The organism is Lysinibacillus sp. NPDC094403, assembly GCF_050278745.1.
Taxonomy (GTDB): Bacteria; Bacillota; Bacilli; order Bacillales_A; family Planococcaceae; genus Lysinibacillus.
In genome coordinates this window covers 18160-42309 of sequence record NZ_JBNNTL010000008.1, presented here as the reverse complement: position 1 = coordinate 42309, position 24150 = coordinate 18160, and the positions used below count along the sequence as shown (strand labels likewise).

Annotated in this window: 25 protein-coding genes and 2 other annotated features; of the genes, 6 read left to right on the top strand and 19 right to left on the bottom strand. The window is 36.5% G+C overall.

The window, feature by feature from the left end:
• Positions 1-9: 9 nt before the first annotated feature.
• From ACQKMV_RS13815 to hmpA, 5 genes are all read right to left on the bottom strand, one after another.
• On the bottom strand, positions 10-564 hold the full coding sequence (locus ACQKMV_RS13815) for a sulfurtransferase TusA family protein (protein ID WP_427504625.1): 555 nt from the start codon (positions 562-564) through the stop codon (positions 10-12).
• A 78-nt stretch (positions 565-642) separates the two neighbouring features.
• Positions 643-939, bottom strand: a complete 297-nt coding sequence (locus tag ACQKMV_RS13810; protein WP_427504624.1) for a rhodanese-like domain-containing protein — start codon at positions 937-939, stop codon at positions 643-645.
• A gap of 12 nt (positions 940-951) precedes the next feature.
• On the bottom strand, positions 952-1293 hold the full coding sequence (locus ACQKMV_RS13805; RefSeq protein WP_427504623.1) for a rhodanese-like domain-containing protein: 342 nt from the start codon (positions 1291-1293) through the stop codon (positions 952-954).
• 43 nt (positions 1294-1336) lie between these two features.
• Entirely contained in the window at positions 1337-1597 is a 261-nt protein-coding gene (locus tag ACQKMV_RS13800; RefSeq protein ID WP_427504622.1) for a metal-sensitive transcriptional regulator, read from the bottom strand.
• A gap of 367 nt (positions 1598-1964) precedes the next feature.
• On the bottom strand, positions 1965-3131 hold the full coding sequence (hmpA, locus tag ACQKMV_RS13795; RefSeq protein ID WP_427504621.1) for an NO-inducible flavohemoprotein: 1167 nt from the start codon (positions 3129-3131) through the stop codon (positions 1965-1967).
• Positions 3132-3321: 190 nt separating this feature from the next.
• Between hmpA and ACQKMV_RS13790 the strand changes: the two genes are divergently transcribed.
• Positions 3322-3759 (top strand): Rrf2 family transcriptional regulator, encoded by a 438-nt coding sequence (locus ACQKMV_RS13790; RefSeq protein WP_427425100.1) that lies wholly within the window; start codon positions 3322-3324, stop codon positions 3757-3759.
• Positions 3760-3810: 51 nt separating this feature from the next.
• Here the strand turns inward: ACQKMV_RS13790 and ACQKMV_RS13785 are convergent, their stop codons facing one another.
• The 5 genes from ACQKMV_RS13785 to ACQKMV_RS13765 form a co-directional block, all read right to left on the bottom strand.
• On the bottom strand, positions 3811-4791 hold the full coding sequence (locus ACQKMV_RS13785; RefSeq protein ID WP_427504620.1) for a GNAT family N-acetyltransferase: 981 nt from the start codon (positions 4789-4791) through the stop codon (positions 3811-3813).
• Positions 4792-4883: 92 nt separating this feature from the next.
• A complete protein-coding gene (locus ACQKMV_RS13780) occupies positions 4884-5261 on the bottom strand; it encodes a VOC family protein (protein ID WP_427504619.1) in 378 nt (125 codons plus the stop codon).
• Positions 5258-5695 (bottom strand): DUF1801 domain-containing protein, encoded by a 438-nt coding sequence (locus ACQKMV_RS13775; RefSeq protein WP_427504617.1) that lies wholly within the window; start codon positions 5693-5695, stop codon positions 5258-5260. Before ACQKMV_RS13775 ends, ACQKMV_RS13780 begins: the two co-directional genes overlap by 4 nt.
• 139 nt (positions 5696-5834) lie before the next feature.
• Positions 5835-6491 carry a YdeI/OmpD-associated family protein gene (locus ACQKMV_RS13770; protein WP_427504615.1) on the bottom strand — a complete coding sequence of 219 codons (657 nt, stop codon included), beginning with the start codon at positions 6489-6491 and terminating at the stop codon, positions 5835-5837.
• Positions 6492-6697: 206 nt separating this feature from the next.
• Complete coding sequence (locus ACQKMV_RS13765) at positions 6698-7192, bottom strand: DUF1648 domain-containing protein (protein WP_427504614.1); 495 nt, start codon at positions 7190-7192, stop codon at positions 6698-6700.
• Positions 7193-7502: 310 nt separating this feature from the next.
• Here ACQKMV_RS13765 and ACQKMV_RS13760 point away from each other — a divergent pair, with 310 nt between their 5' ends.
• The gene (locus ACQKMV_RS13760; protein WP_427504613.1) at positions 7503-9197 is read left to right on the top strand and encodes a methyl-accepting chemotaxis protein; all 1695 of its coding nucleotides are present in this window, start codon (positions 7503-7505) and stop codon (positions 9195-9197) included.
• 165 nt (positions 9198-9362) lie between these two features.
• Here ACQKMV_RS13760 and ACQKMV_RS13755 read toward each other — a convergent pair whose 3' ends face one another.
• Together ACQKMV_RS13755 and ACQKMV_RS13750 are read right to left on the bottom strand one after the other, a co-directional pair.
• Complete coding sequence (locus ACQKMV_RS13755; protein ID WP_427504612.1) at positions 9363-9599, bottom strand: hypothetical protein; 237 nt, start codon at positions 9597-9599, stop codon at positions 9363-9365.
• Between the two features lie 36 nt (positions 9600-9635).
• Positions 9636-10385 carry an HAD-IIB family hydrolase gene (locus tag ACQKMV_RS13750; protein WP_427504611.1) on the bottom strand — a complete coding sequence of 250 codons (750 nt, stop codon included), beginning with the start codon at positions 10383-10385 and terminating at the stop codon, positions 9636-9638.
• 684 nt (positions 10386-11069) lie between these two features.
• Positions 11070-11307: a binding site (T-box leader), on the top strand.
• Positions 11308-11426: 119 nt separating this feature from the next.
• Here ACQKMV_RS13750 and ACQKMV_RS13745 point away from each other — a divergent pair.
• Positions 11427-12998, top strand: a complete 1572-nt coding sequence (locus ACQKMV_RS13745; RefSeq protein ID WP_427504609.1) for a 2-isopropylmalate synthase — start codon at positions 11427-11429, stop codon at positions 12996-12998.
• Between the two features lie 49 nt (positions 12999-13047).
• On the opposite strand, the gene metG is transcribed toward ACQKMV_RS13745, so the two are convergent.
• The 4 genes from metG to rsgA form a co-directional block, all read right to left on the bottom strand.
• Positions 13048-14682, bottom strand: coding sequence for a methionine--tRNA ligase (metG, locus tag ACQKMV_RS13740; RefSeq protein ID WP_427504608.1), 1635 nt, complete (start codon positions 14680-14682; stop codon positions 13048-13050).
• A gap of 226 nt (positions 14683-14908) precedes the next feature.
• Positions 14909-15174 (bottom strand) — a binding site (T-box leader).
• A 144-nt stretch (positions 15175-15318) separates the two neighbouring features.
• The gene (locus tag ACQKMV_RS13735; protein ID WP_427504607.1) at positions 15319-15966 is read right to left on the bottom strand and encodes an HAD hydrolase-like protein; all 648 of its coding nucleotides are present in this window, start codon (positions 15964-15966) and stop codon (positions 15319-15321) included.
• A gap of 54 nt (positions 15967-16020) precedes the next feature.
• Positions 16021-16446, bottom strand: coding sequence for a FosM family fosfomycin resistance protein (gene fosM, locus ACQKMV_RS13730; protein ID WP_427504606.1), 426 nt, complete (start codon positions 16444-16446; stop codon positions 16021-16023).
• Between the two features lie 143 nt (positions 16447-16589).
• Positions 16590-17666, bottom strand: coding sequence for a ribosome small subunit-dependent GTPase A (gene rsgA / locus ACQKMV_RS13725; RefSeq protein WP_427504604.1), 1077 nt, complete (start codon positions 17664-17666; stop codon positions 16590-16592).
• 745 nt (positions 17667-18411) lie between these two features.
• Here rsgA and ACQKMV_RS13720 point away from each other — a divergent pair.
• Positions 18412-19041 carry a response regulator gene (locus ACQKMV_RS13720; RefSeq protein ID WP_427504602.1) on the top strand — a complete coding sequence of 210 codons (630 nt, stop codon included), beginning with the start codon at positions 18412-18414 and terminating at the stop codon, positions 19039-19041.
• A 486-nt stretch (positions 19042-19527) separates the two neighbouring features.
• Here the strand turns inward: ACQKMV_RS13720 and ACQKMV_RS13715 are convergent, their stop codons facing one another.
• Together ACQKMV_RS13715 and ACQKMV_RS13710 are read right to left on the bottom strand one after the other, a co-directional pair.
• The gene (locus ACQKMV_RS13715) at positions 19528-19860 is read right to left on the bottom strand and encodes a hypothetical protein (RefSeq protein WP_427504601.1); all 333 of its coding nucleotides are present in this window, start codon (positions 19858-19860) and stop codon (positions 19528-19530) included.
• A 38-nt stretch (positions 19861-19898) separates the two neighbouring features.
• The gene (locus ACQKMV_RS13710; protein ID WP_427504600.1) at positions 19899-20729 is read right to left on the bottom strand and encodes a hypothetical protein; all 831 of its coding nucleotides are present in this window, start codon (positions 20727-20729) and stop codon (positions 19899-19901) included.
• 548 nt (positions 20730-21277) lie between these two features.
• Here ACQKMV_RS13710 and ACQKMV_RS13705 point away from each other — a divergent pair.
• Entirely contained in the window at positions 21278-22360 is a 1083-nt protein-coding gene (locus tag ACQKMV_RS13705; RefSeq protein ID WP_427504599.1) for a type III polyketide synthase, read from the top strand.
• 1 nt (position 22361) lies between these two features.
• Complete coding sequence (locus tag ACQKMV_RS13700) at positions 22362-22904, top strand: isoprenylcysteine carboxyl methyltransferase family protein (protein WP_427504597.1); 543 nt, start codon at positions 22362-22364, stop codon at positions 22902-22904.
• 24 nt (positions 22905-22928) lie between these two features.
• On the opposite strand, the gene ACQKMV_RS13695 is transcribed toward ACQKMV_RS13700, so the two are convergent.
• On the bottom strand, positions 22929-24122 hold the full coding sequence (locus tag ACQKMV_RS13695) for a GTP-binding protein (protein WP_427504596.1): 1194 nt from the start codon (positions 24120-24122) through the stop codon (positions 22929-22931).
• Positions 24123-24150 lie beyond the last annotated feature (28 nt).

The window sequence follows — 24150 nt, the reverse complement described above, 5'->3', positions numbered from 1 at the left end:
AATATCCCCCTAAATGTTATTTATTAAATTACCTTCCCAGGATGTCATACCTGGCAGAACGTTAAATACCTTTGTAAAGCCATGTGCTGCAAGCTTTTGAGCAGCTAAATCACTACGCTTCCCAGTTCTACAAACGACATAAATCTCTTGCTCTTTATTAAGTTCAGAAAGGCGTGCTTCTAGCTCTCCCATCGGAATAGACTTTGCTCCCTCGATGTGACCAAAAGCAAACTCTGCCTCCTCACGAACATCGAGAATCAGACCTTCCCGTTCCACCATCTCTTCTAACTCAATTATTTGTTCAAATGCTTGCTCATCCATCGTGTCGTCAGAACATTTGCGAATGTAATGTTTAAGCACGATTTCTTCTTCCACTGTCCCAATATATTGATGACCCACAGATTCAGCCCACGCAGCAATATCCGCTTTAGAACCCTTATCCGTTGCCGATACTTCTAAAATTTGACCATCTACTAAATCAGCCATCGCTTTTTTCGTTTTAACAATTGGCATAGGACAAGAAAGCCCCTTGGCATCTAGCTGAAAATCTACCTTAATACTCATAACTTCCTCCCTCATACCTATACGGGTATTATTTTAACTAAAAAAATATAGTCACGTTACAGGTTTCCCTGCATCCTCTTACTTTCCTTCACCCTCCCAAGCGAGCATGCCCCCAACCATATTAGATACATCGAAGCCTTGGCTTTCTAAAAACTGAGTGGCACTACCACTGCGACCACCTGATCGACAGACCATAACATATGATTCATTTTTATTTAGCTCATGCATACGAAATTCAAGTAAGCCAAGTGGAATATGAATAATGCCAGGAATGTGTCCTGCCTCTACTTCATCTACTTCACGTACATCGATTAAATGTAATGCCTGACCTTGCTCTAAAGCCTGTTGTACTTCCTTTACCGAAACTTCTTTCATGTTATTCTCCTCCTAATACGCGCTCATGCCTCCGCGGACATTTGTTACACGTTCAAATCCTTGTTTTTTTAATTGCTTACATGCCTGACTACTACGCATGCCGCTTTGGCAAATGACAACGATCTCTTTATCCTTTGGTAATTTGTCAAAACTAGAACCGAGCGGAATATTTTTGAATTGCGGGATATTTCGCCCCTTATATTCAGCAGGTGTACGCACATCGATAAAAACTTTATCCTTATCATTTAGAATATTTTTCAATTGTGCCGCTGAAATTGACTGTACTCCTTTCGTCGGCTTCATTCGCCAAACGAAAAATGCTATAACAACAGCAAGTATAATCCATGTTTCCAAGTAATACTGCCTCCTCACACATACTATTTAGGGTATATAAAATTTATCTACTTTTCACGACTAAATCCATCGCTTCTTGGATGGCCGTATTCACTTTTTCGGCATCCCCTTCAGCCGTCGTTACACATTCCAATAAATTTCCACTAACAATTACTCCGATAGTCCGATCAACCGCAGAACGCACGGCAGATAGCTGCGTAATCACATCTTTACAGTTTTTTTCTTCTTCCATCATGCGTAAAACACCACGCAATTGACCTTCTATTCGCTTCACTCGATTAGCTGTTTTTATACCGTAAGCCATACTGTTCACGCCTCCTTTCAAAACGATTGATTGAACTTGCTTACGAGATTCATGATATACCCCACTAGGTATAATGTCAACATGAAAGTCCTAATTTTTTCTTCCGCATAGTTACAATGTTCTTTTCCTGTTGTATCAACGTTTTATCTAGTCAATTTCAGGTTATTCTCCTTATCTTCTTTTCTTTCTTTTAATCAGTAATGCCACAGGACGTGGCGTTCTTAGACTGAGTTCTCCTATTTCAGCGGGCGTTTGGACACCCGCTGAAAGAAGTTAAAATCTAATGACTTTTTCATACCTATGCACACAAAAACCCCTGCTACAAGTGCAGAAAACTGCTTCTCATAACAAGGGTTCATATATTTATTTATTTTGCTAATTGCATTGCTGGACCAAAGAATTCAAAATGAATTTTTTCGTCTTTCACGCCAATCTCATGTAAATTTTCAATAACAGCTTCCATAAAGCCTACAGGTCCACATACATAAACATCTGCATTATTGGCTACTTTTTCAGCTAATAATTCTTTTGAGATTTTCTTATCTTCATCCGAATATAACGCTGTGTATGTTGCATTTGGAAGCGCATTTACTTTCTTTTGAATGTCATCGCTAAATGCCACTACTTTTTCATTGCGCGCACACTGGATAAAGCTCACTTCATTTGTCGTATCATCTTTTAGTGATTGCAGCATACTGTTTAATGGAGTTACACCGATACCACCACTTACAAATGTAATTGGAGCAGAAGTTTCTTCTAATACAAACAGCCCTGCTGGAGCACTTACATCCACTAAGTCTCCCACTTCTAATACATCATGAATAAAGTTCGATACTTTACCATTTGGCGTATGATCGCTTTCACGTTTTACTGAAATGCGGTAGCTGCCTTCTCCACTTGCTTGTGAAAGCGTATATTGACGGTTCATTAAATATTCTTCGCCTGGTACTTTCACACGGATACTTATATATTGACCTGGCTCATAAGCTGGTAGAGGGGAACCATCTTCATTTTCAAAGTAAATAGATGTTACAAGATCACTTTCTACTACTTTTTTCGCCACTTTCAACGGTTTAAATAAGCGCCATCCGCCATTGCCCTCAGCTTTTTGATATAGCTCTTCTTCTACTTGAATGAAGATATCCGCAATGACACCATATGCTTCAGCCCAAGCATTAATGATGTCATCCGTTGCTGCATCACCTAGCACTTCTTTAATCGCTTTTAGTAAGTTTTCTCCTACAATTGGATAGTGCTCAGGTAAAATACCTAGACTACGGTGTTTATGAGCAATTAACATCACCGCTGGTAAAATAGCTTCTAAATTTTCAATATGAACTGCAGCCGCATAAACTGTGTTTGCTAATGCTGTTTGCTGACGACCTTTTTCTTGATTCGTATGGTTAAAAATATTTAATAATTCTGGATGAGCTTGAAACATATTTTTGTAAAACGTTTTAGTAATCTCCACTCCATGAACCTCTAATACAGGAACTGTTGCTTTAATAATTTGTACTGTTTCTTGTTTTAACATATCGCTTACCGCCCTTTCGTGATTACAATATAACGCTTTGATTTTTTAAAAGCAATATATAAAATACATCTTTAACAAAATGGACATAATTAATGTATTTTAAATACATCTTTAAAAAAGTATTGAATTTATAATACTTCAAGGTAAAAATGCTATAATTATTTTGAACTATAGAAAGTAGGGTGTTCTTATGCGCTTAACTTTATACACAGATTATTCTCTTCGAACACTCATATATCTGGGTGCGAAGGAAGAAGGCCAACTATCAACTATCCAAGAAATTTCTGATGCTTATAATATATCGAAAAACCATTTAATGAAGGTGACACATCAGCTCGGACTACTAGGTTACATAGAAACTATTCGTGGACGAGGCGGCGGTATACGTTTAGCAATTGATCCAAAAACCATTACAATTGGTGAAATAGTGCGTCATACAGAAGAGGATTTTCATCTTGTCGAGTGCTTCGACAAAGAAAATAATCTTTGTAAAATTGCTCCAGAATGTCAGCTAAAAGGCGTATTATACGAAGCACTACAAGCCTATTTAGCCGTCCTAGATCGCTATACTCTAGATGATTTTTTACATTCGAAAGAAAAATTGATGGCATTGTTGCTTGGCGAATAAAAATACCCGCACAACTCAAGTTGGACGGGTATTTTTTATTTCTATATTATTTTATAATGCCTTTGAAAAGAAAATCATATCTAGTGCACGAATTCCATTTTCATAAATTGGCTCTGGATAATTGCTGAAAAAATCTTTTTCAATTGCTTCCATACGAAAACCTGCTTTTTGATAGAATGCAATATTATCAATACTAGAATTTGCAGTTCCAACTCTTATCGTTTTATATCCTTGAGATTGACAAACCGTTGTTATTTGTCGCAGCGCTTCCTTCCCAAGCCCTTTACCTTGATACTTCGGTACGATCGCAATATTTTTCAACTCTACTGTTGCATCAGACTGTGCAAGAAGTAAAGCTACACCCGCTAACTGATCACCACATTTAATCTCGTATAATTCACCGTCATTTAAATATTCTCGAACAGCGACTTCACTTTCATCAGCTAATAATAATTGTTGTAAATAGTCTTCCCGCACACCTTCCACTTTCTTTAAGGCTGTACGATATCGAACAAAATCTTCGCGCTCAAAAACATTTAAAACACATGGCTGCTTTTCTTTGACCTCTAGCCACGAATGCTCCTGCGGATAATCATTTTCTACTCCTAATCGAATAAAAGACAACTTCTCCTGAGCCTTTTGTGAACGGATATTAACCTTTCTAGCTCCTGCAAAAACACGCTCTAACCCTAACTCAAAGAATGCAATATCTAAAATTGCAATTTTTGATTGAAGATTATAGCCTTTTCCCCAAAATTCATAGCCTAGCCATGAACCAATATGACAGCTTTTTTTATTGTGATCAATAAACATTAACGCCGTCACACCAATAAGTTGTCCTTCCTCATCTAAGACAACACGAGGAACTGTCTTTCCAGCCTCTTCATCCACACATTCACGTTTAATAAAATTTATCGTATCTTCCACTTTGCCAGCAGGTAACCCTAGTGCATCTCGAACCTGCGGCATGGAAGACAGCGCATGCATTGCTTCAGCATATTTTATGTCGTGCCTCTCTAAAGTTACTGCCATATTCTATTCTCCTTTTAACATAATTACGCCTTGTTTCATCTTCTACTAACATAATGATCTCATCCACTATTTATATATATTTCTTTTGAAATTCAATTATACGTTAATTGCCAGGATACACCGAAGCGATCCTGAATCCAGGCAAATTTCTTAGAAAACCCATAATTATTAAGTGGCATTAACGCTTGTCCACCCTCTAAAATTTGAGCAACTAGACTGTCGATTTCTTCTTCAGACTCACATTCCATAAAAATAGAAGTTGACGGTGTAAATGTAAAGTTATGCTGTATTACACTATCATTCACCTTTATTTTCAAACCTTTTAAATTAAGAACAGCCATCGCAACCTGTTGTGAGTTTTCCATATAAGTTAAGCTTTCCACCTGTAATTCTGAAAACCACTGTTGATATTGCTGAATAGCTTCATTGGCTTGTCCCTGAAACATTAAAAATGTAGTAGCACTTTTCATTTGTTTAACTCCCCTTCATATTTTGTAATCCATTGTACTGGTGTCATTTTCGAAACAAGCTCTCCAATTAATTCATACGGAATATTTTTAGTGCTTGTAAAACGAATACAGCTTTTCCCCATATTGAGTTTCGTCGGTACTCGTTTCGCATATTCCTCCTGGAACCACGAGAGTAACGCTTGATCTGCATAAATGCCCATATGATAAACTGCAATATGACGTTTTTGTGCAGCAAGACTTATAAAGGGCAAGGGAGTATTGGGTGTGACATGATAGCCCTTCGGAAAAGTAGATAGTGGGACAACATAGCTTACCATGTCATAATACATACTCTCTTCAAAACCCTCTGGTAAATTGCTTTCTACCACTTCCACAAGTTTGGCAAAACTCTCTCGCCATTTTTCATCCACTTGTTCAATATATGTGTTCTTCATACTCTGCCCTCTTTTCAACATATGAATCCTAATTCGTTGCTAACCCTCTATTTTATTTCACAAGATAGGTTAATGATAGGATTACCAATTACAATGAATATAGTATCATTTAAAAGAATCAATAAAGTTTCTTTGTTATTTATGCTTTACCTTCTGCCTTTGCTTTTCGATATAGTTCCTTTGTTTTGTAGCCTAATCTAATAATTTCACGCATCTCCTCTAAACGTGCTACCTGCGTCTCTTCCTTTTTCGCACTATAAATATAACGAGCCCAGTCCTTTTGATAACCTGGTGTTAACCCATCATAAAATGCTAAATCATCCGGATTTTCTGCAAGTGATTCACGCAATTGAGGAATCATACCTTCATAGTCACTAACACACTGACTACTCGCTGTCTTCTTCTTGCCGCGTCCCTTACCATCTCTCTTTATGCTTAATATAGAAAATGTCTCATCTAATGACATAAGACTTGCAAATTTATAATCGCTGCCAGCAATGTATTTTTCCTCGTCCACTTGAATCGCTGGGAAGATTTCATCGCGATGGATAAACTGTTCATACTTCTTGTTCCCCTTTTTCGGATAAACAAAAAATAAATAACCCTGTTCCGCAAGAGTGTTTAACTTTAGTATATTTTGTAAATGCGTTACCATTTCATCAATATTAAACACTAAGGCAATTATTCGATCATGAGGTGCATTTCCTGCTTGGGATATTCCCTCTAGTATCAGATCCTGCGGTTGGTTATGAATTGCAACGGACAGTCCATCCTTAATTTTAAATTTTTTTAGCATAGCTTTGACACCTCTTCTAATTATCAATACAATTTTCTCTTGGTTTTGATAGTATAGCTGATTTAGTGAAATTTTCGTACAAAAAAAACGCTCGAATTTTCTCGAGCGTTCAAGGTTTACAATAACTTAATCAATTTCGCTACAAAAAACATTTTTAGCTGACGCTTCGCTTTCGCTATAAAAAACATTTGCTGAATGAAGATAAGTTACTTTATTTTTGTAGTCGCCACTTTTCCTTTAATAATCGGAATAGCTGTTGCAATTAGCACTATTGGTAGGAACCACCAACCAAGGCTCACTGCCTCCCCAAGGGCAATTCGTACCATTTGGAATGATATAGCTGCAAATAAAATTAGACAGAGGTTTTTTATTTCATTTAATATTTTTCGGCTATTTAAATAAAATGCCTCTACATTACTTTCATTTAAACGTGCTGGGTAATTATGCATTTGCGGAGCTTTTTCAAGTAGCCCAAGCAAAATCCATAGAAATATTCCGATAAACGGCACGATGAGTACCTCTATTTTTGAACCCCAACGATCAACTTCTCCCGCACCATTAAAATGACCTGGAATCTCCTCGGGTAGTTTGCCCCACATTACAAAAATATAAAGAATGGACAGTACAAATAACCCGCCACCGATATAGTCCCAAATGTTTTCATATTTCGTTTTCGGTAATTTCAAAATTGGCCTATACATCTTTCCACATCCTTGCTTATCCCTTTATTAATTTTACGTACTACAGTTCATTTAGTTTCAAATTTATGTAAATTGTCATAATTGTTTGTGATCTATATGTAACTATCCACTTTCACTTACAGTAAAACAGCAATTTAATCTGCTTTTTTTATTATCTTTTCTACAATTTACTTCCTTTTTAATCTTATTAATTATAGTTAAAATACTCATAATACTTTGTAAAATTCATATAATCTGATATAAATGGTATATACATATTTCATTTTTTTGTAACATTTCTACTAAAATGCTGAGAAAGGAAACAACAACTATGCGATTTACTATCTACAAGAAATTAATACTCGGTTTTTTTATCGTTATTTTAGTATTAGTCGGAACAATTGGGTTAAATTTCAAACAGCTTAATTCCGTAAACGAGAACTATCGTGTATTACTTGAAGAACAAACAACTAAATCTATTGGTATTCAAGAGCTTCGTGCAATTGCTAAACAAGAACTTGTAAATATGAGAGGCTATCTATTACTTGGGGACAAGCAAAATTTTCAAAGTAATCAGGCTTCACGTGAAGAATTTAAAAAGAAATATGATGAATTAAAGGCATCGTTCGATTCTAAAAAATCCATTGAATTATTAGATGCAATCAATAAAAGTGAGCAAGATGTACAACAGTTCGCAGATCGAATGTTTTCATTAAAGGCTGCAGGAGAAATTGAGCAATACGAAAAGCTCGATAGCTCACAAGGCCGCCTAATTAATAAACAATTCGATGAACGTGTAGCTAACCTTGCAAACTACCAAGATGAATATATAAAAGGAAAAATCGCTGCTGCATCAAAAGAAATTCAATCCATTAAAGTCCAAATGATTATTCTTGGCGTGTTTGCTGTTGTCATTAGTCTGATAATTGCAATTGTCATGGGAAGCCTTATTTCCCGCCCTATCAAAGGTATGGCAAAGACTGCGAAAAAGATTGCTGAGGGCGATTTAACAACTGAGCAAATTCACATTAAGAATCGTGATGAAGTAGGTGATTTAGCACTGGCCTTTAATCAAATGGCGGTAAATTTAAAGAATCTTATTACAAATGTACGCCATAACACTGTGCAAGTAAGTGGTTCTGCTGCTGAATTAACCGCAAGTGCCGAGCAAACAATCCAAGCGACAGAACAAATTACTTCCTCGATACAAGAAGTTGCAAGTGGCTCCGAAGCTCAAGGCAAAAATGCAACTGAAAGCTCAGTAGCTATGAAAACTATGACAAAAGGCATTCAACAATTAGCTGCGACTACAGCTGCCGTTTCAGAGCTTGCTATAGAGACAAATACTGAGGCTAATAAAGGAAATGAATCGCTACATCGAGTTATTACTCAGATGGACACAATTAATTCAGCGGTTTTAGAATCTGCTAGCGTTGTGAAAAATTTAGAAAACCACTCTGTTGAAATTGGGAATATTATTGGTCTCATTACGGATATCGCAGAGCAAACAAATTTGCTAGCACTGAATGCTGCAATTGAGGCAGCACGTGCAGGGGATCATGGTCGTGGCTTTGCAGTAGTTGCAGATGAAGTAAAGAAATTAGCTGAACAATCTAAGAAATCTGCTGAACAAATTGCAACTCTGATTTCAGAAATCCAACAGAATACGAACCGTGCCGTCACTGTGATGGATACTGGTACACAAGAAGTACAAGTGGGTATACAAGTTGTAAACGTAGCTGAGGAAGGCTTCTCAAAAATCGTTGAACTGATTGAACAAGTATCCAAGCAAATTCAAGAAGCAACGACAGTTTCTGAGGAAATGTCATCAAGTGCTGAACAAATTTACGCATCCTTCGATGAAATTGCAACAATTGCACAAATGTCTTCTTCGAATCTACAAAATGTAGCTTCTGCTTCTGAGGAACAATTAGCGACTATTGAAGAAGTGGCCGCTTCTGCTGCTACACTATCAAACATGGCTGAGGAATTACAATCACAGGTTTCACGATTTAAAGTGGAGTAAAAAGTCATTTTCAAGAAGCTTGTTTTACTAAAGTTATCGATTATCCATCCCGAATTGTATTTGGTTATTAGATACAATTCGGGAGAGGATAACTTTTTCATATCTTTTAAATCTAGTATATGTTATTCGAATATCATTTATTGGATAATTCATGAATAATTTGCTTTATTTTAGTAGTCTTAGTTCTGGATATATTTCAGAAATTTTTGTACCTTCTATTGTTGCATTTTCAAAAAGCTCTTTGTATCCACTAAACTCTTGGGTATAAGAATTTTTTGTTCTTGATAGAAAAGATCTGCCTGGATTATGACTTATCCAGTACTCATCATTTTTATAATAAAAGTTTAGTTCTTCACCCATTGAAATGAGTTTTTGGAATTCTAAATATTCTTTTTCAGTCACGCACTCAACTCCTAGTCTCCGCTCAGGTAATGCTTCTTATTTGTACTTTTCATTTAACGTATTTAACATGTCAATTACTGCAGTCTCGTCACTTAGCACTTGTAAGGACGCAAGCTCATATACTTTATGGTCACCTACACAAACGCTTTCCTTCGCCTTTACAAACATAGAGGCATCGTTCGCATCATTCCCAAACGCGATGAATTCGCCTTCAGTGATATCTAACTTCGTTAAACCATTCCACTTATCAATGCCATTCGGGCTCATATCTACAATATTTTCTGAAGTATGTTCATACACCGATATCGGTAACCTCTGTAATTCAGCCATTATTTCTTTATGTTGCTCTCCAGGAAATAAAACAATTTTTACGATATCATTTAACTCATGGAATGACACGTTTTTCGCAAGCTTTAGTGGATCTAAATTTTGATAAATTGGATGTGTCTCACTACCTGTATACGCATAATCCCAATCACCGTCTACTAAATAAGGCAGTTGAAAAGCTGAAATAATGTTTTGAATCTCTTCTACAATTTCTGTTGTAAATGCTGTTACCTCAACAATTTCTCCGTTTCGTGCAACAAATGCACCATTCCCCCCTACCATTGGAAATTTCCTCATTGTTTCAGGTAATACAGGCAATAAATCACGAATCGGACGAGCTGATGCAAAAATAATATCATGCCCATTATGTATACAAGCTTCTAGAGCATTTGTAATTCCTTCACTTAATGGTTGACCCTTAAAACAAATTGTACCGTCTAAATCAAATACAAATTTCATTGTCACGCCTTCTTTCTAAACTATTAATTACCCATTTATTATCTCATAAATATTTACATTAATTGCTAGAAATATTGATTATTATTATAACGTGGGATTGATTTCCGTTCCGGCTGGGCGCTTTGTAGCTGTCGCTTTGCTTTCGCTACAGAAAACATTTGTTGCTGTCGCTTCGCTTTCGCACAGATAAAACATTTGTAGCTGTCGCTACAGAAAACATTTGTTGCTGTCGCTTCGCTTTCGCACAGATAAAATATTTTGTTGCTGTCGCTTCGCTTTCGCACAGATAAAATATTTTGTTGCTGCCGCTACGTTAGCACTACGCTTTCGCACAGAGCAAAGCTTCCTGAGGGCGTCCGATGAGCCGCTTGGGGCAACAGGATGTTGGTCACGAAGGCGTTATCACAGGACGTGATGGTTTTAGCCTTCGTTCCTCTATTGCTGATCCCCAAGGAGTCGCCCAGCCTCTACTCCAATCAACCTATATACATGGCATACGATTTAACAACATCATCCCCAAATTTCGGAGATAAGTCATAAATAGGGGGGTTTTTTATTATTATCAAATGATTGACTTTATAATAAATTGTTGCCTCATCACAACAAGACAGAAAAAAAATAATTTTTAGAATATTATTGACAATTCGAAGATATCCAAGTATTATTGCTTTCAACAACACATTATTGTAGGCCAAGATTGGAAATAGTAGAAATGCAAGTGTACTTGTAGAGAGTCGGTGGTTGGTGCAAACCGATAGACACACATTTTGAACTCGTCCATGAGCCACTCCCTGAACTTCGAGTAAGGGACGTCGGTTTCCTCCGTTAACAGGATAGACAGTGATAGCTGTCGATAAGGGGACTTTTTCTGTAAGGAGAAGGTCAATTAGAGTGGTACCGTGAGCATAAACTCGTCTCTATATTTTTATATAGAGGCGGGTTTTTTTATTTTTATTGGCCTAGGTGTAGATTTCGTCTCTATTGTGCAAGGCTGAGACATTATCAATATAATGACAACTACAACAAAAGGAGTGTTTGGAAATGGGAAGAAAAATTTGGGTGTTTGATACAACTTTACGTGACGGCGAGCAAGTGCCAGGTGCAAAACTGAATTTATACGAAAAAGTAGAGATTGCTCAGCAACTCAAAAAATTAGGCGTCGATATTATCGAGGCTGGTTTCCCTGCTTCATCACAAGGAGATTTTGATGCAGTTAAAGCAGTCGCACAAAAAGTTGGAAATACAAATGACATTATGATTACCGCTTTAGCCCGTGCCGTACAGGCAGATATTGATGCTGTTTATAACGCTGTAAAATACGCTGAAAATCCGATGATTCATATGGTGCTTGGTACTTCTGACATTCATGTTGAGAAAAAATTTAGTAAATCCAAGGATCAAATTCTACAAATTGGCGTTGATGCAGTAAAATATGCGAAAACTCTTCTACCACAAGTCCAATATTCAACAGAAGACGCATCTCGTTCAGATTTCGAGTATCTTTGGAAAACAATTGAAGCTGTCATGAAGGCTGGTGCAACGATAATTAATGTACCTGACACAGTCGGCTTTGCAGAACCAGAAGAATTCGGAGCGATGATATATAAACTAAATGAGCGTATGAAAAACCTAGACGATAGCGTTTTACTAAGTGTTCATTGTCATAATGATCTTGGTATGGCTACTGCGAACACACTAGCTGCGATTAAAAACGGCGCTGATAAAGTAGAATGTACAATTAACGGTATTGGCGAACGCGCAGGAAATGCAGCATTAGAAGAAGTCGTCATGGCGTTGAAAACACGTAGCTCTGTATACAATGCTGAGACACGTATCAACACAAGAGAAATTATGAATACGTCTCGTCTTGTTTCAAGCTTTATGGGCTTAGACGTACAAGTAAACAAAGCGATTACTGGGGATAATGCTTTTGCCCATTCCTCTGGTATCCATCAAGACGGTCTTCTTAAATCTCGTGATGCCTATGAAATTGTGCATCCAGAAGATGTAGGTCTTGACGATATGGAGCTAGTCCTGACAGCTCGCTCTGGGCGTCACGCGGTGAAAAATGCCCTTGAAAAACTTGGCTTTTCTAATCTTTCAGCGGATGAATTTGAAGGAATCTTTGAAGGCTTCTTAAAGCTTGCAGACGCAAAGAAAGAAGTTTACGATCACGATTTATATGTAATTGTGGAAAGCTATTATGAAAAACATGACGCAAACAATGCTAATGCCACTCATTATAGTGATCAGTTCTTCGACTTCGATGATTTACAAGTCGTCAGCAATGCAAGCTTCCCTTCAGCAAGTGTGAGAGTACGTAAAGGTGATGAGATATTTAAAGCAAGTGCGGTTGGCTCAGGTCCAATTGATGCCCTATATTCAGCCATCGCAGAAATTACAAACATTGATGTGAAACTTGTAGAGTATAATATCAATAGCGTTTCGCGCGGTAAAGAAGCGCTTGGTAAAGTAAAAATTACAATTGAGCATGAAGGTGAAAAATATATCGCAAAAGCTGCGGATACAGATATTTTAAAAGCGAGTGCGCTAGCTTATATTAATGCTATCAATAGTATTGTTGTTGCTAAATTAACACCTGTTATGAATTAAATAGTTAAAGCAGTATGACTTAAAAGATGTCATACTGCTTTCATTTTTCCTATCTACTGTCCTCTACTAACTTTTGATATTCCTCTTCAATCAATTCAACATCAAGACGTTCAAACAACGGTGTCACTTCACTAATGCTTGTTGGTAAATCCACTTGCTCATGCCACATTACTTCATCGATTCCTAACATTTTTCTCACCTTCTCAGCTGAAAACGGTAAAAATGGATGTAATAGCTGTCCAAGGTTAGCAATAATGTACACACACGTTGCTAGTGTTCGATTGCCAGCTTCCACATTCTCTTTCACCTGTAGCCACGGCTGCTGTTCGTCAAAATATCGATTAGCTCCACGAATGTATTCAAAAATAGATTCTAAAGCTTGTTTAAAATGCCCCGCTTCTATATGAATCCCAACTTCATTAAACAGCTGAATCGTGTGTTTTCGAATAGTATTATCTATCTCGGCATGAGGCACTTGGCTATCAAACGATTTCTCTAAAAACTTCAATGTACGGTTGACAAAATTACCATAAGCGCCGAGCAATTCGCCATTATGACTATAAATAAATTCTCGCCATGAGAAATCAGTATCACGATTTTCTGGTGCATTCATTGTTAAAAAATAACGAATAGAATCTGCATCGTATCGACTCAAAATATAAGGCACCCATACCGCCCAGTTTTGGCTCGTCGATAACTTTCGTTTTTCTAATGTTAAATATTCATTTGATACAATATGTGTTGGTAAGGCCTTCGCTCCTATTCCCATAAGAATTGCTGGCCATATAACTGTATGAAACGGAATATTATCCTTACCATGCACATAATACGAAATCGTTTCTTCATTCCATAAATCTTCAATCGCTATTTGATGCTGCTTCGCCCATTCAATACTCGCTGTTAAGTAACCTGCTACCGCTTCAATCCACACATATATTTTTTTGCCTTCAAAACCTGGTACGGGCACATCGACACCATTTGGTAAATCTCTTGTTACAGAGCGGTCAGGGACCCCTTCTGCCAAGTAACGCTCTGTTAAACCTAGAGCATTGTCCCGCCAGCGTTTTTCTGCCTTTGCTTCTGCTAAATAAGTCTCCAGTCTCCCTTGAAACTGACTAAAAGCAAAATAAAAATGCTCTGTCTCCCTGATAATTGGCTCATTCCCACAAATTTTACAGCGTTTATCGATTAAATCGAGCGGATCTAAAATTGTTGAGCAATTATCACATTGGTCACCGCGTGCCTTCGCACCACAGTTTGGACAAGTTCCCTCTACAAATCGGTCCGGCAAAAATTGCTTGTCCGTTTCACAATAGGCTTGTTCAATTTTCTTTTTGTATAAAAAATTGTTCGCTAGTAGCTGCAAAAAAATCGTTTGAACAGCTTCATGATGGTGCTGAGCGTCGGTTCTCGTATACAAATCATAGGTAAATCCTAAATCATTGAAGCATCTTGAAAACTCCTCGTGATAATGATTAGCAATTGCTTCCGTTGTCGTATTTTCCTGTGCAGCCCGAATAGATATCGGCGTGCCATTACAGTCACTTCCCGAAACATACAATACCTTCTCGCCCTTTTGTCGATAATATCTAGCCAAAATATCACCCGGTAATAATGCGGCAACATGCCCTAAATGCAAAGAACCATTTGCATATGGCCACGCGCCTCCAATAACGATTGTCATCCTAAGTTGCTCCCCTCGAAAAAATTGTACAAAAAAAGTGTAAATCAATTGCGCCTCGGCGTAATTGCCGCTGACGCTTCGCTTTCGCGCAGATAAACAATGCCGTCTGGATTTTGAATTGTGCTAGCACAATTCTTCCTTTTAAAATCCATGATATCCGCCGGAGGCTTTATCTTCATTCAGGCAAGTCCTGAATGAAGATAAAAAAAACGCCCTAATCAAAATTGATTAGGACGAGTATACCCGTGTTACCACCTATATTTACAAATAGCTCACACTATTTGCCTCCATCAGTACGTCTCATTTTAAAAGAAGTGAGAGATACTGCCGCTGTTGTAACGAGTGCCCATCTCGTCGTAATCTACTCGCAAACTTGCTTTCGGTACGAAGCTCAAAGGTCATTTTCAAAAGGGGTCATTTACCTCATTTCCACCAACAGAGGCTCTCTATTTAATGCTTACCCAATTTACTTTTCCTTATCAACGCTTTTACTATAGATTGGCATCATTTTACTCTTTTTCCTTATGAATTGCAATGCATGTCGATAAATGACTGAAAATTTCCGATAAACCATTCATAGTTCTCGATAAAATGAAAAGGTTGGTGGATAAAATAGAAAATGTAGTCGATAAAACTTTACCCTAGCTTCAAATAGAGTAACTCATTTAAATTATTAATGACGATGTCTGCTTTTTCTAATTCCGTTTCTTGCGCGAAGTCAAAGCGAACACCAACTGAGAGTAGCTGATTGTCAATAGCTGCCTGAATATCAGAAGAACGGTCACCAACAACTGCTCCATGTTGAATAGCATTTTCCTCGATGACCTTTTTCGCTAAATCCGATTTATGACCACTCGAAATAGACTGAATGCTATATGTACCTTTAATAAAACGCTGTAATTGATAGGTTTCTACTATTACTTGTAAATACTCAACTTGTCCATTACTTGCTATGAATAAATGAAAGTTTTCTGCCAAAGCCTCAAGTGTTTGCTCTGCATTTGGATACAATGCACCCTGGCGATTACGTATTTGTTCAATAAGCTTAACATGGAATAATGTATTGCTTTCTTCACGTGTCTCTAGCGTGTGCATAGGACATAACGTTTCCCAGACAACAGGTAATGGAACCCCCATAATTTCGCGATATTTCTCTATTGGTGTATCTCCCTGCCACAAGCCCTTTGCACGCAACACCTCAAAAGTTGCCGATAGTGCTGGCTCTAATATAAGATTTGTTTGAAATAAAGTACCATCCATATCAAAAATAATCGCTTTTTTCATAAGATCACCCCTTCTACTATTATCAACGTTCTCATTGGAAGGAGTGTTGCAACATTAGACATCAAAAAACTCCATATGCATTTTTTCCTTCTTATAGTAATCTAATCGATCCTGTAAAGTCCCTGTATGGAATTCGAATTTATGACCGTCTGGATCAGTGAAATAAATCGATTTTTTATCTCTTACATCTCTTTGTCTACCTTTCAGAATGTTGACATTATGTTGGATTAGCTTTTCATACATTTTGTCAAAATCATCCTCATGAATAGAGAATGCGATATGAGTATAGGATTGATGTATTTCATTGCGTGGAATATCCTTTTCTACATTAAGAGCAAGCCACAGCCCATTTACATCAAAATAGGCTGTACTGCCCCCCTTCACCAATAACTTTGCGTCAAAAACTTTTTCATAGAATGCGATGGATTCCTCTAGATTTGACACCGAAAATAATAAATGGTTAATGTTTTGGATTGTCATGCCTGTGCCCCTAACTTTGAAATCGCTGATAGAAGTTTGATTATCGCTGATAAACTGTTTAAAATCGATGATAAATCCTATCCCACCGCTGATAAAACCTTCAATATCGCTGATAACTCGCTCACTCTTCTATCAGGATATATTTATTTTGATTTTTTACCTTTCTTTAAGCCTTTCGCAATTTGCTTCCATTTGCGTTGCTCATTAAGTTTAGCTTGAGTATTTGTTTTACGTTCGATAAAAGCAAGCTCTCTTTGCAATTTAAAGTAGCTTTGGAGGCGTGATTGTTCAAACTCGCCATCTGTAATTGCTTGCTGCACAGCACAATGCGGCTCCTTCTGATGTGTACAATCCCTGTAATGACAGGCCGCAGAAAGTTCCTCAATATCCTGAAAACTAGCGGATAAGCTGTCACCCTGATCCCATAATTGTAGCTCTCGCATTCCAGGCGTATCAATTAAACAACCGCCACCTGACAATAGAACTAACTCACGATGTGTTGTAGTATGGCGCCCCTTCGCATCATCTTCACGAATATCCGAAACCTTCATAAGCTCCTCACCACTAAGAGCATTTGTCAAAGTGGATTTCCCTGCACCAGAAGAGCCAAGCAATGCTCCCGTCACACCTTCCGTAAATAGCGCGCGAATATCTTCTAAGCCCTCACCTGACAGAGCACTAGTCACAAAAACATCCACACCAAACGCTACAGACTCAACCTCACGTATCTTACTAGAGACATCTTCACAGAGATCAGCCTTCGTCAATACAATGACCGGCTTTGCACCTGAATCCCACGCAGCTACTAAATAACGTTCTAAACGACGAATATTAAAGTCAGCATTTAAGCTCATAACGAGAAGCACAATATCAACATTCGATGCTACAATCTGCTCTTGTATTTCCATACCCGCAGCCTTACGTGAAAAGACTGATTTTCGAGTAAACAATTTATGAATAATCGCCTTTTCCTCACCCGGCATTTTCTCAACTAGAACCCAATCTCCAACCGCCGGGAAATCCTCACGTGCTAATGATGTATACGCGTAATGTCCAGCAATCGTTGCCAGCCACTCTCCTTCTTCAGCCAGTACACGATAGGAATGCTTATGCTCTAAAGTAACCCTAGCCGGCACACAATTCGCCAGCTTAGCCTCCTGTTCAAATCCAGTCATTTGCTCTTCAAAATATGTTAAAAATCCTAAAGTTGTTAAATTCAATTTGTTTTCCTCCTAAATGTGCATTTCATTTGTAATCAATCGATAAAAACATAAAAAAACCTTGTCTCTGCGCAATTCGGCAGTTACAAGGTTCACAGGCACATTTAAGAGAATATACAAATCACCACAATTGTGATTTAAATACACTGCGTGGTCAATTTATATATTTTAGGCGTGTGAAATTGAACAAACCGAATTGCAGTTCGTTAAAAACGGATCTATTCATCATGTCACATCACCTACTTCCGATTTAGTTATTTTCAATATAACTAAATTTAACCAAAACGTCAAATAAAAGTTATATACTTTTTTATTTCAAAACATTCAAAGGGGACAATAATAAAAAAATTTCACATTAATAATCACACTTTATTATTTTAGGAGGCCATTGTATAGAAATATCCTAAGTTACTTATTTGTTGTACAAATTTAATACTGATCTAATTTTTATAAAATGAGAAATTAAAACTCCCTGTTTTAAATTAGATTATCAAAACTTGCTAGAAAATCAACAAAAGTTGATTTGGATTCTATTATAGAAGGTGCTATCGTTAAGAAAGGGAATATTTTGCAGATGATCTTCATGATTTAGTTTTATTATGATCAGATCATTTGGTATCGCAAACCCAAATTCTAATCTCCCTAGTGAGACAGTAAAGTACTTTCAACAATTAAAAATATAAAAGCAAATAACTGAAGTTGGTCTTGGTGTTGAAATTCAAATAACAATTCTGAGGTGAAGAAATTGATTCATATTCTTTTGGTCGATGATCATCAAATGGTTGGCATAGGTACTAAAACCATATTAGAAAATGAACAAGATTTTAAAGTTACCTATCTATATGAAGTAGCAGAGGTATATAAAGAATTTGTAACGCAAGATTATGACATTTATTTATTTGATATACAAATGCCCCAGTGCTCTGGTATTGATTTGACGGAAAAACTATTAGAGATACATCCTCAAGCTAAAGTCATTCTATATACAGGATTAGATTGCTATTCACAATTAAGCTTGATTAAGAATTTGAATATTTATGGGATAATCAATAAAACTGTTTCCTATAAAGACTTAATTATGACTATTCGTGCTACATTAAAAGGGAATGTATTATTACCCTTTTCCTTATTTAAAGAATTAGTACAAGCAGCTCCCTCAAAAGATAATCTATGTTCACTACTCACTCAAAGAGAAATTTCAATCCTTCAAAGCTTGATTAAAGGATATAGTAATCAAGAAATTGCTGATCAACTATTTATGAGTAGACGGGCAATTGAATATAATTTGACCAAAATTTATAAAAAATTAGGTGTAACCTCTCGTACAGAAGCTGTTTCAGAGATATTACGCTTAAATTTATTGAAACAACAATAACAATATTTTAATCAATATTAATCACTAGTGTCGCATTAAAATAATTCAACATGTTTTTGAAAAACTGAATTTTCCGCAATATTATCTATGCATAAAAAAATCCTTCATAATGGTTGGGTGATAGCAAACCATCCAAATCCAAAATAAAGGACATAAACATGGAATAACTGTTTCATAGAAATGCTCCTTTTGCTCATACCATTTGGATTGGGCTTGATGCATACGATAAAATAATCCTTTATTATTTATCAAAAATACCGATTTCATTTTCACACTATTTATACAACAAACATCATATTTTTGAATAATCTGAAATATTTATAGACCCAATCGTATCAAGGGTTGGAAATACATTGCAGAAAAATTTAAAAGTGCAAAATGTGAGCGATAAACTCAAAAAACTCTCAATAAAAATGAAAAAGCGAAGAAAAGGATTAAGTCCGGTACAATTATGAACTCAATCCTTACAAGAAACTGTACTATTCTTTATTTTATTTCCCTATTTTCTTTCAATTTCAAAATAAGAGCATTATATTTACTTAAGCTGAGTCTTTTTACTACAATTAATAAAAATAATGAAATCAAACAAATTCCAACAGAAGTAAACATTATTAGTTTAAAAATAATTTGATATGTTAAATAATGTGGAGCTAATAATAATACACCACTACTTGATACCATTATTAAAATCCACCCCGGTAAAATTTGTACCATGAAATCAGAACTTTTTTGTTTCATTAATTTCGTTAAAAGTCCAAAAATATAATACATCAATCCAACATAAGCAATAACTATTAGAACACTAAGAAGAATATCCAAGTTAAATCATCCTAATAAATTTTTTTAATTCTTATTAATCAAGGTATGGCATTATATTTTCCTTTTGCATCTGAACATAAACTAACATAATTATATACTGTATATAAGGTTCCAAAGACTGGTACAGCCTTTCCTAACTTACCAAATATCTTTTTAATTAATGTCCAAGACAAAAGATCTCCACCTTTAACTGCTACCCATACTGCATCAACTACGCCTATCAAACCTAATGTAGCAATACTTTTTTCTTCCGCCACTACGTTATTAGCAGCGGCTTTAAAATCTCTATACTGCCATTGTTGCTTAGTTGTATTTTTATACTTAGTACCCAAAATAGCTGTTGCTTTATTACTTTTTGTAGATTCTTCCCAACGAATATCTGCAATATAAGATCCACCAGATGTAGGTACTGCTCTTGAATTTATTTCCGAAATAAAATTTAAAGATTGGTGTTCTAACGTAGACTCAACGTTAAATTGTTCAGCTTTATTTATCACTACATCTGTACTGTTAGGATCAGAAAGTTCTTCAATAATAATTTCTGTCGCTGTTTCACCAATACTTATAACTTTCTCGTCTAATAATTCCTTTTGATTATCTGCTAAAACTATAAATTTCTGTTGCGTTATTTCTTCTGTACCATCTGATTTTCTTATCACTTCTTCGACGTATTCAAAAATATTTCCCGTCTCATCTTTTATTTGATACACTGATTTATTTTCATCATCATAAAGCAGCTTGAATTTTTCCCCTAAACTATCTGAAGTTAATTCTAGATTAGATTCATAGTTTGCTAATGTCAATAATGTAGGTGATGCTACTGTAGAAAAGGCGAAAACAGCTATTACTCCACAAATGAATTTTTTCACTTTTTTCCCTCTCTCTTTAAAAATTTGATTTGATTAATGAAGATTGAATCCTTCTGTTATCCATAAATCTTTAACAAAACTTTTAATACGAGTTATTATCTCACCACCATCCTAAATATTTATTTTTTCTAATTCCAATATAAATTGAATTACTAATATCTCACATTCCGAAGTTCTCTCGACAAATTTAAAAGTATTTTATCCCTTGGTATATCTAGCTTTTCACACTATTTATACAACCAACTTAATGTTTTTTAAATAATCTGAAATATGTATGTGAACCTAGTCGTATCAAGGGTTAAAAATACAAATTAAAAGTGCGAGATGTGAGTTATATTAAAAATATAACACCTTTTTTGCTTTCTGCCTCCGAAGCATTTCCACAAAAATCCCGCAAACTAAATTTAGTAATTCCCGCAATTTCCGCAAAATTCATCAAAGACTTATGATACTTTAACCCTAGCGAAATTATAAAATTACAGAATCATGTATCCCCTCCCTCCCCGCATACAATAAACAAAACCACTATCGGCAAAGGAGATGTTGAATTGTCAAAAATCATTTCGATCAGTACATACAAACCACCGTACACATTACAACAGACAAACACAGAGGAGCTAACAAAGGAACTTTTTCATGCAAAAATCCCTAAATTAGAACGTTACTTAAAAGTTTTTGAGACTGGTGGTATCGCCACACGCCATTTTTGTGTACCACCAGAATGGCATCGTACTGATCATTCGTTTGAGGAACGTAACGATTTATATATTGAGCTAGCTACACAATATAGCGTTGACGTCATTCAAGCCTGTTTGCAAAATGAAGCTTTCTTACAATCACCGATTTCTCCTAAAGACATTGATGCCATCATTTTTGTAAGTAGCACTGGCATTTCCACACCAAGTATTGATGCGCGGGTTATGAATAAACTTCCTTTTTCAGACGGGCTTAAACGTATTCCTCTTTGGGGACTTGGCTGTGCTGGTGGCGCAGCAGGTGTTAGTAGAGCCTATGATTTTTGTCGTGCCCATCCAGAAGCAAAAGTTCTTGTCGTTTGTGTCGAACTTTGTAGTCTAACCTTTCAGCCAAATGATTTTTCAAAAAGCAATTTAATCGGTGCCTCCCTTTTTGCAGATGGGGCAGCATGTATACTCGTTTGTGGAGATGAAGTGAATATCGCAGTAAAAAAATCAATACCTGCTATTATCGGGACCGGCTCTAAATGGATGCCAGATTCAGAAAATGTTATGGGCTGGAATATTAAAAACAATGGTCTACATGTCGTTTTTCAGAAAAGTATTCCTGCCATCATCACCAATTGGCTTGGCCCATTCATTGAACAATTTTTATTGGAACATGAACTATATAGTGAACAGCTTAACCATTTCATTGCACATCCTGGCGGTAAAAAAGTGTTAAAAGCTTATGAAGATACTCTTTATCTAGCTGCCAAAAAAACCGATATTTCTCGGGAAATATTGAAATATCATGGAAATATGTCATCTCCTACGGTGCTATATGTATTGGAGCAATTTATGTTAAACGAAGGACAAGTAGAGGATACTGGTTTGCTCGTCGCTCTCGGCCCTGGCTTCTGTGCTGAAGCTGTATTACTTAAATGGAGGGAGTAGCATGATTATTTACATTATTTTGACCCTCGTCATTCTACAAAGATTGACAGAAGTCTTCATTGCAAAACGCAATGAAAAATGGATGCTTTCACAAGGGGCATATGAGGTTGGTTCCTCTCACTATCCATATATGGTTTCTTTACACGCTGGTTTTTTCCTATTTTTAATTATTGAAGTAGTTACTAATCATAAAAGTTTATCGCCTTTATTTCCGTTATTGTTCTTATTATTTATTGCCGTTCAAGCATTACGCATTTGGTGTATTCGTTCATTAGGGTCTTTTTGGAACACAAAAATACTCATATTGCCCAATGCAGAAGTTGTACGGAAAGGCCCTTACACATTTATGCGTCACCCAAATTACGCAGTTGTTTGCTTAGAAATTATTCTTCTACCTTTAATGTTTCAAGCCTATTTTACAGCATTCTGCTTCACACTTTTAAATGTGACAATGTTGTCCGTGCGTATTCCAATTGAGGAAAAAGCTTTGCGGGATGCTACAAATTATAATCATGTATTTCAAAAGAAGACTTCGGAATCCTAGCCGAAATCTTCTTTATTTTTATCTTTAATGCCATTCCCAATTGAACGGATCTTGTAAACTCTCCCATGAATTATTAAACTCGTCTTCCGTTAATAAGCATGTGTCCAATTCTTTTATAATCGACTCTTTATCTATTTCAACACCAATTATAACGAGCTGAGTCATGCGATCTCCGAATTCCTCATCCCAATCCTCTAGTACCTCGGGGCTTTGCAAGAAAACGTCCTGCTGCTGTTCCTTTGGTAAAGCAGCTACCCAATATGAAACGGGCTCTATTTTTGCCGATGAGCCTGCCTGTGATAGCAATAATGCAACATCCTGATGCTTTGCACTCCAAATAATCCCCTTTGCTCGGACAATCGTTTCCGGCATCTGGTCACACCATTCTACAAAACGCACTGGATGAAAGGGTCTTCTACGGACATAGGTGAACGAAGAAATGCCGTACTCCTCCGTTTCAGGTGTATGATTTTCATGACCAAGCTCTAATTCCTTTAACCAGCCAGCAGATTCCGATACTCGTTCAAAGTCAAAGCAACCAGTATTTAAAATCTCAGCTGGCTCTATTACACCGTTTACTGTGCGAATTAGTTTGGCTTCAGGCTGTAAGGCACGTAAAATTCGCTCTAACCTTTCAAGCTCTTCATCTGATACTAAATCACATTTATTTAATACAAGGACATCACAAAACTCGATTTGGTCAATGAGTAAGTCAGCAACATCCCGTTCATCTAATTCACCGACTGCCTCTTTACGCTCTAAAAGGCTTTCTCCCGACTGAAAATCATGCCAAAAACGATTCGCATCTACAACAGTCACCATCGTATCAAGCTTACAAAACTTTGTTAAATCAATACCAAGCTCCTCGTCTAAATAACTAAATGTTTGGGCAACAGGTATTGGCTCGCTAATCCCCGTCGATTCAATTAAAATATAATCAATTGTACCGAGTCTTGCGAGACGCTCCACCTCCTGCAATAAATCCTCACGTAGCGTACAACAAATACAACCATTTGATAACTCCACAAATTTTTCTTCTGTTCGTGAAATTCCACTTCCATTTGCGATTAACTCTGCATCAATATTAATTTCACTCATATCATTGACGATTACAGCTACACGCATATCTTTTTCATTTTGTAAAACGTGATTCATCATTGTTGTTTTACCAGAACCTAAATAACCACTTAAAACTGTAACAGGGATTTTCTTTGTCATCTTTACAACTCCTCAAATCGTAATCATT

Coding starts and splice junctions, on each gene's coding strand:
- ACQKMV_RS13815 (WP_427504625.1), bottom strand. CDS start 564: ATGAGTATTAAGGTAGATTTTCAGCTAGATGCCAAGGGGCTTTCTTGT.
- ACQKMV_RS13810 (WP_427504624.1), bottom strand. CDS start 939: ATGAAAGAAGTTTCGGTAAAGGAAGTACAACAGGCTTTAGAGCAAGGT.
- ACQKMV_RS13800 (WP_427504622.1), bottom strand. CDS start 1,597: ATGGCTTACGGTATAAAAACAGCTAATCGAGTGAAGCGAATAGAAGGT.
- hmpA (WP_427504621.1), bottom strand. CDS start 3,131: ATGTTAAAACAAGAAACAGTACAAATTATTAAAGCAACAGTTCCTGTA.
- ACQKMV_RS13790 (WP_427425100.1), top strand. CDS start 3,322: ATGCGCTTAACTTTATACACAGATTATTCTCTTCGAACACTCATATAT.
- ACQKMV_RS13785 (WP_427504620.1), bottom strand. CDS start 4,791: ATGGCAGTAACTTTAGAGAGGCACGACATAAAATATGCTGAAGCAATG.
- ACQKMV_RS13780 (WP_427504619.1), bottom strand. CDS start 5,261: ATGAAAAGTGCTACTACATTTTTAATGTTTCAGGGACAAGCCAATGAA.
- ACQKMV_RS13775 (WP_427504617.1), bottom strand. CDS start 5,695: ATGAAGAACACATATATTGAACAAGTGGATGAAAAATGGCGAGAGAGT.
- ACQKMV_RS13770 (WP_427504615.1), bottom strand. CDS start 6,491: ATGCTAAAAAAATTTAAAATTAAGGATGGACTGTCCGTTGCAATTCAT.
- ACQKMV_RS13765 (WP_427504614.1), bottom strand. CDS start 7,192: ATGTATAGGCCAATTTTGAAATTACCGAAAACGAAATATGAAAACATT.
- ACQKMV_RS13760 (WP_427504613.1), top strand. CDS start 7,503: ATGCGATTTACTATCTACAAGAAATTAATACTCGGTTTTTTTATCGTT.
- ACQKMV_RS13750 (WP_427504611.1), bottom strand. CDS start 10,385: ATGAAATTTGTATTTGATTTAGACGGTACAATTTGTTTTAAGGGTCAA.
- ACQKMV_RS13745 (WP_427504609.1), top strand. CDS start 11,427: ATGGGAAGAAAAATTTGGGTGTTTGATACAACTTTACGTGACGGCGAG.
- metG (WP_427504608.1), bottom strand. CDS start 14,682: ATGACAATCGTTATTGGAGGCGCGTGGCCATATGCAAATGGTTCTTTG.
- ACQKMV_RS13735 (WP_427504607.1), bottom strand. CDS start 15,966: ATGAAAAAAGCGATTATTTTTGATATGGATGGTACTTTATTTCAAACA.
- fosM (WP_427504606.1), bottom strand. CDS start 16,446: ATGACAATCCAAAACATTAACCATTTATTATTTTCGGTGTCAAATCTA.
- ACQKMV_RS13700 (WP_427504597.1), top strand. CDS start 22,362: ATGATTATTTACATTATTTTGACCCTCGTCATTCTACAAAGATTGACA.
- ACQKMV_RS13695 (WP_427504596.1), bottom strand. CDS start 24,122: ATGACAAAGAAAATCCCTGTTACAGTTTTAAGTGGTTATTTAGGTTCT.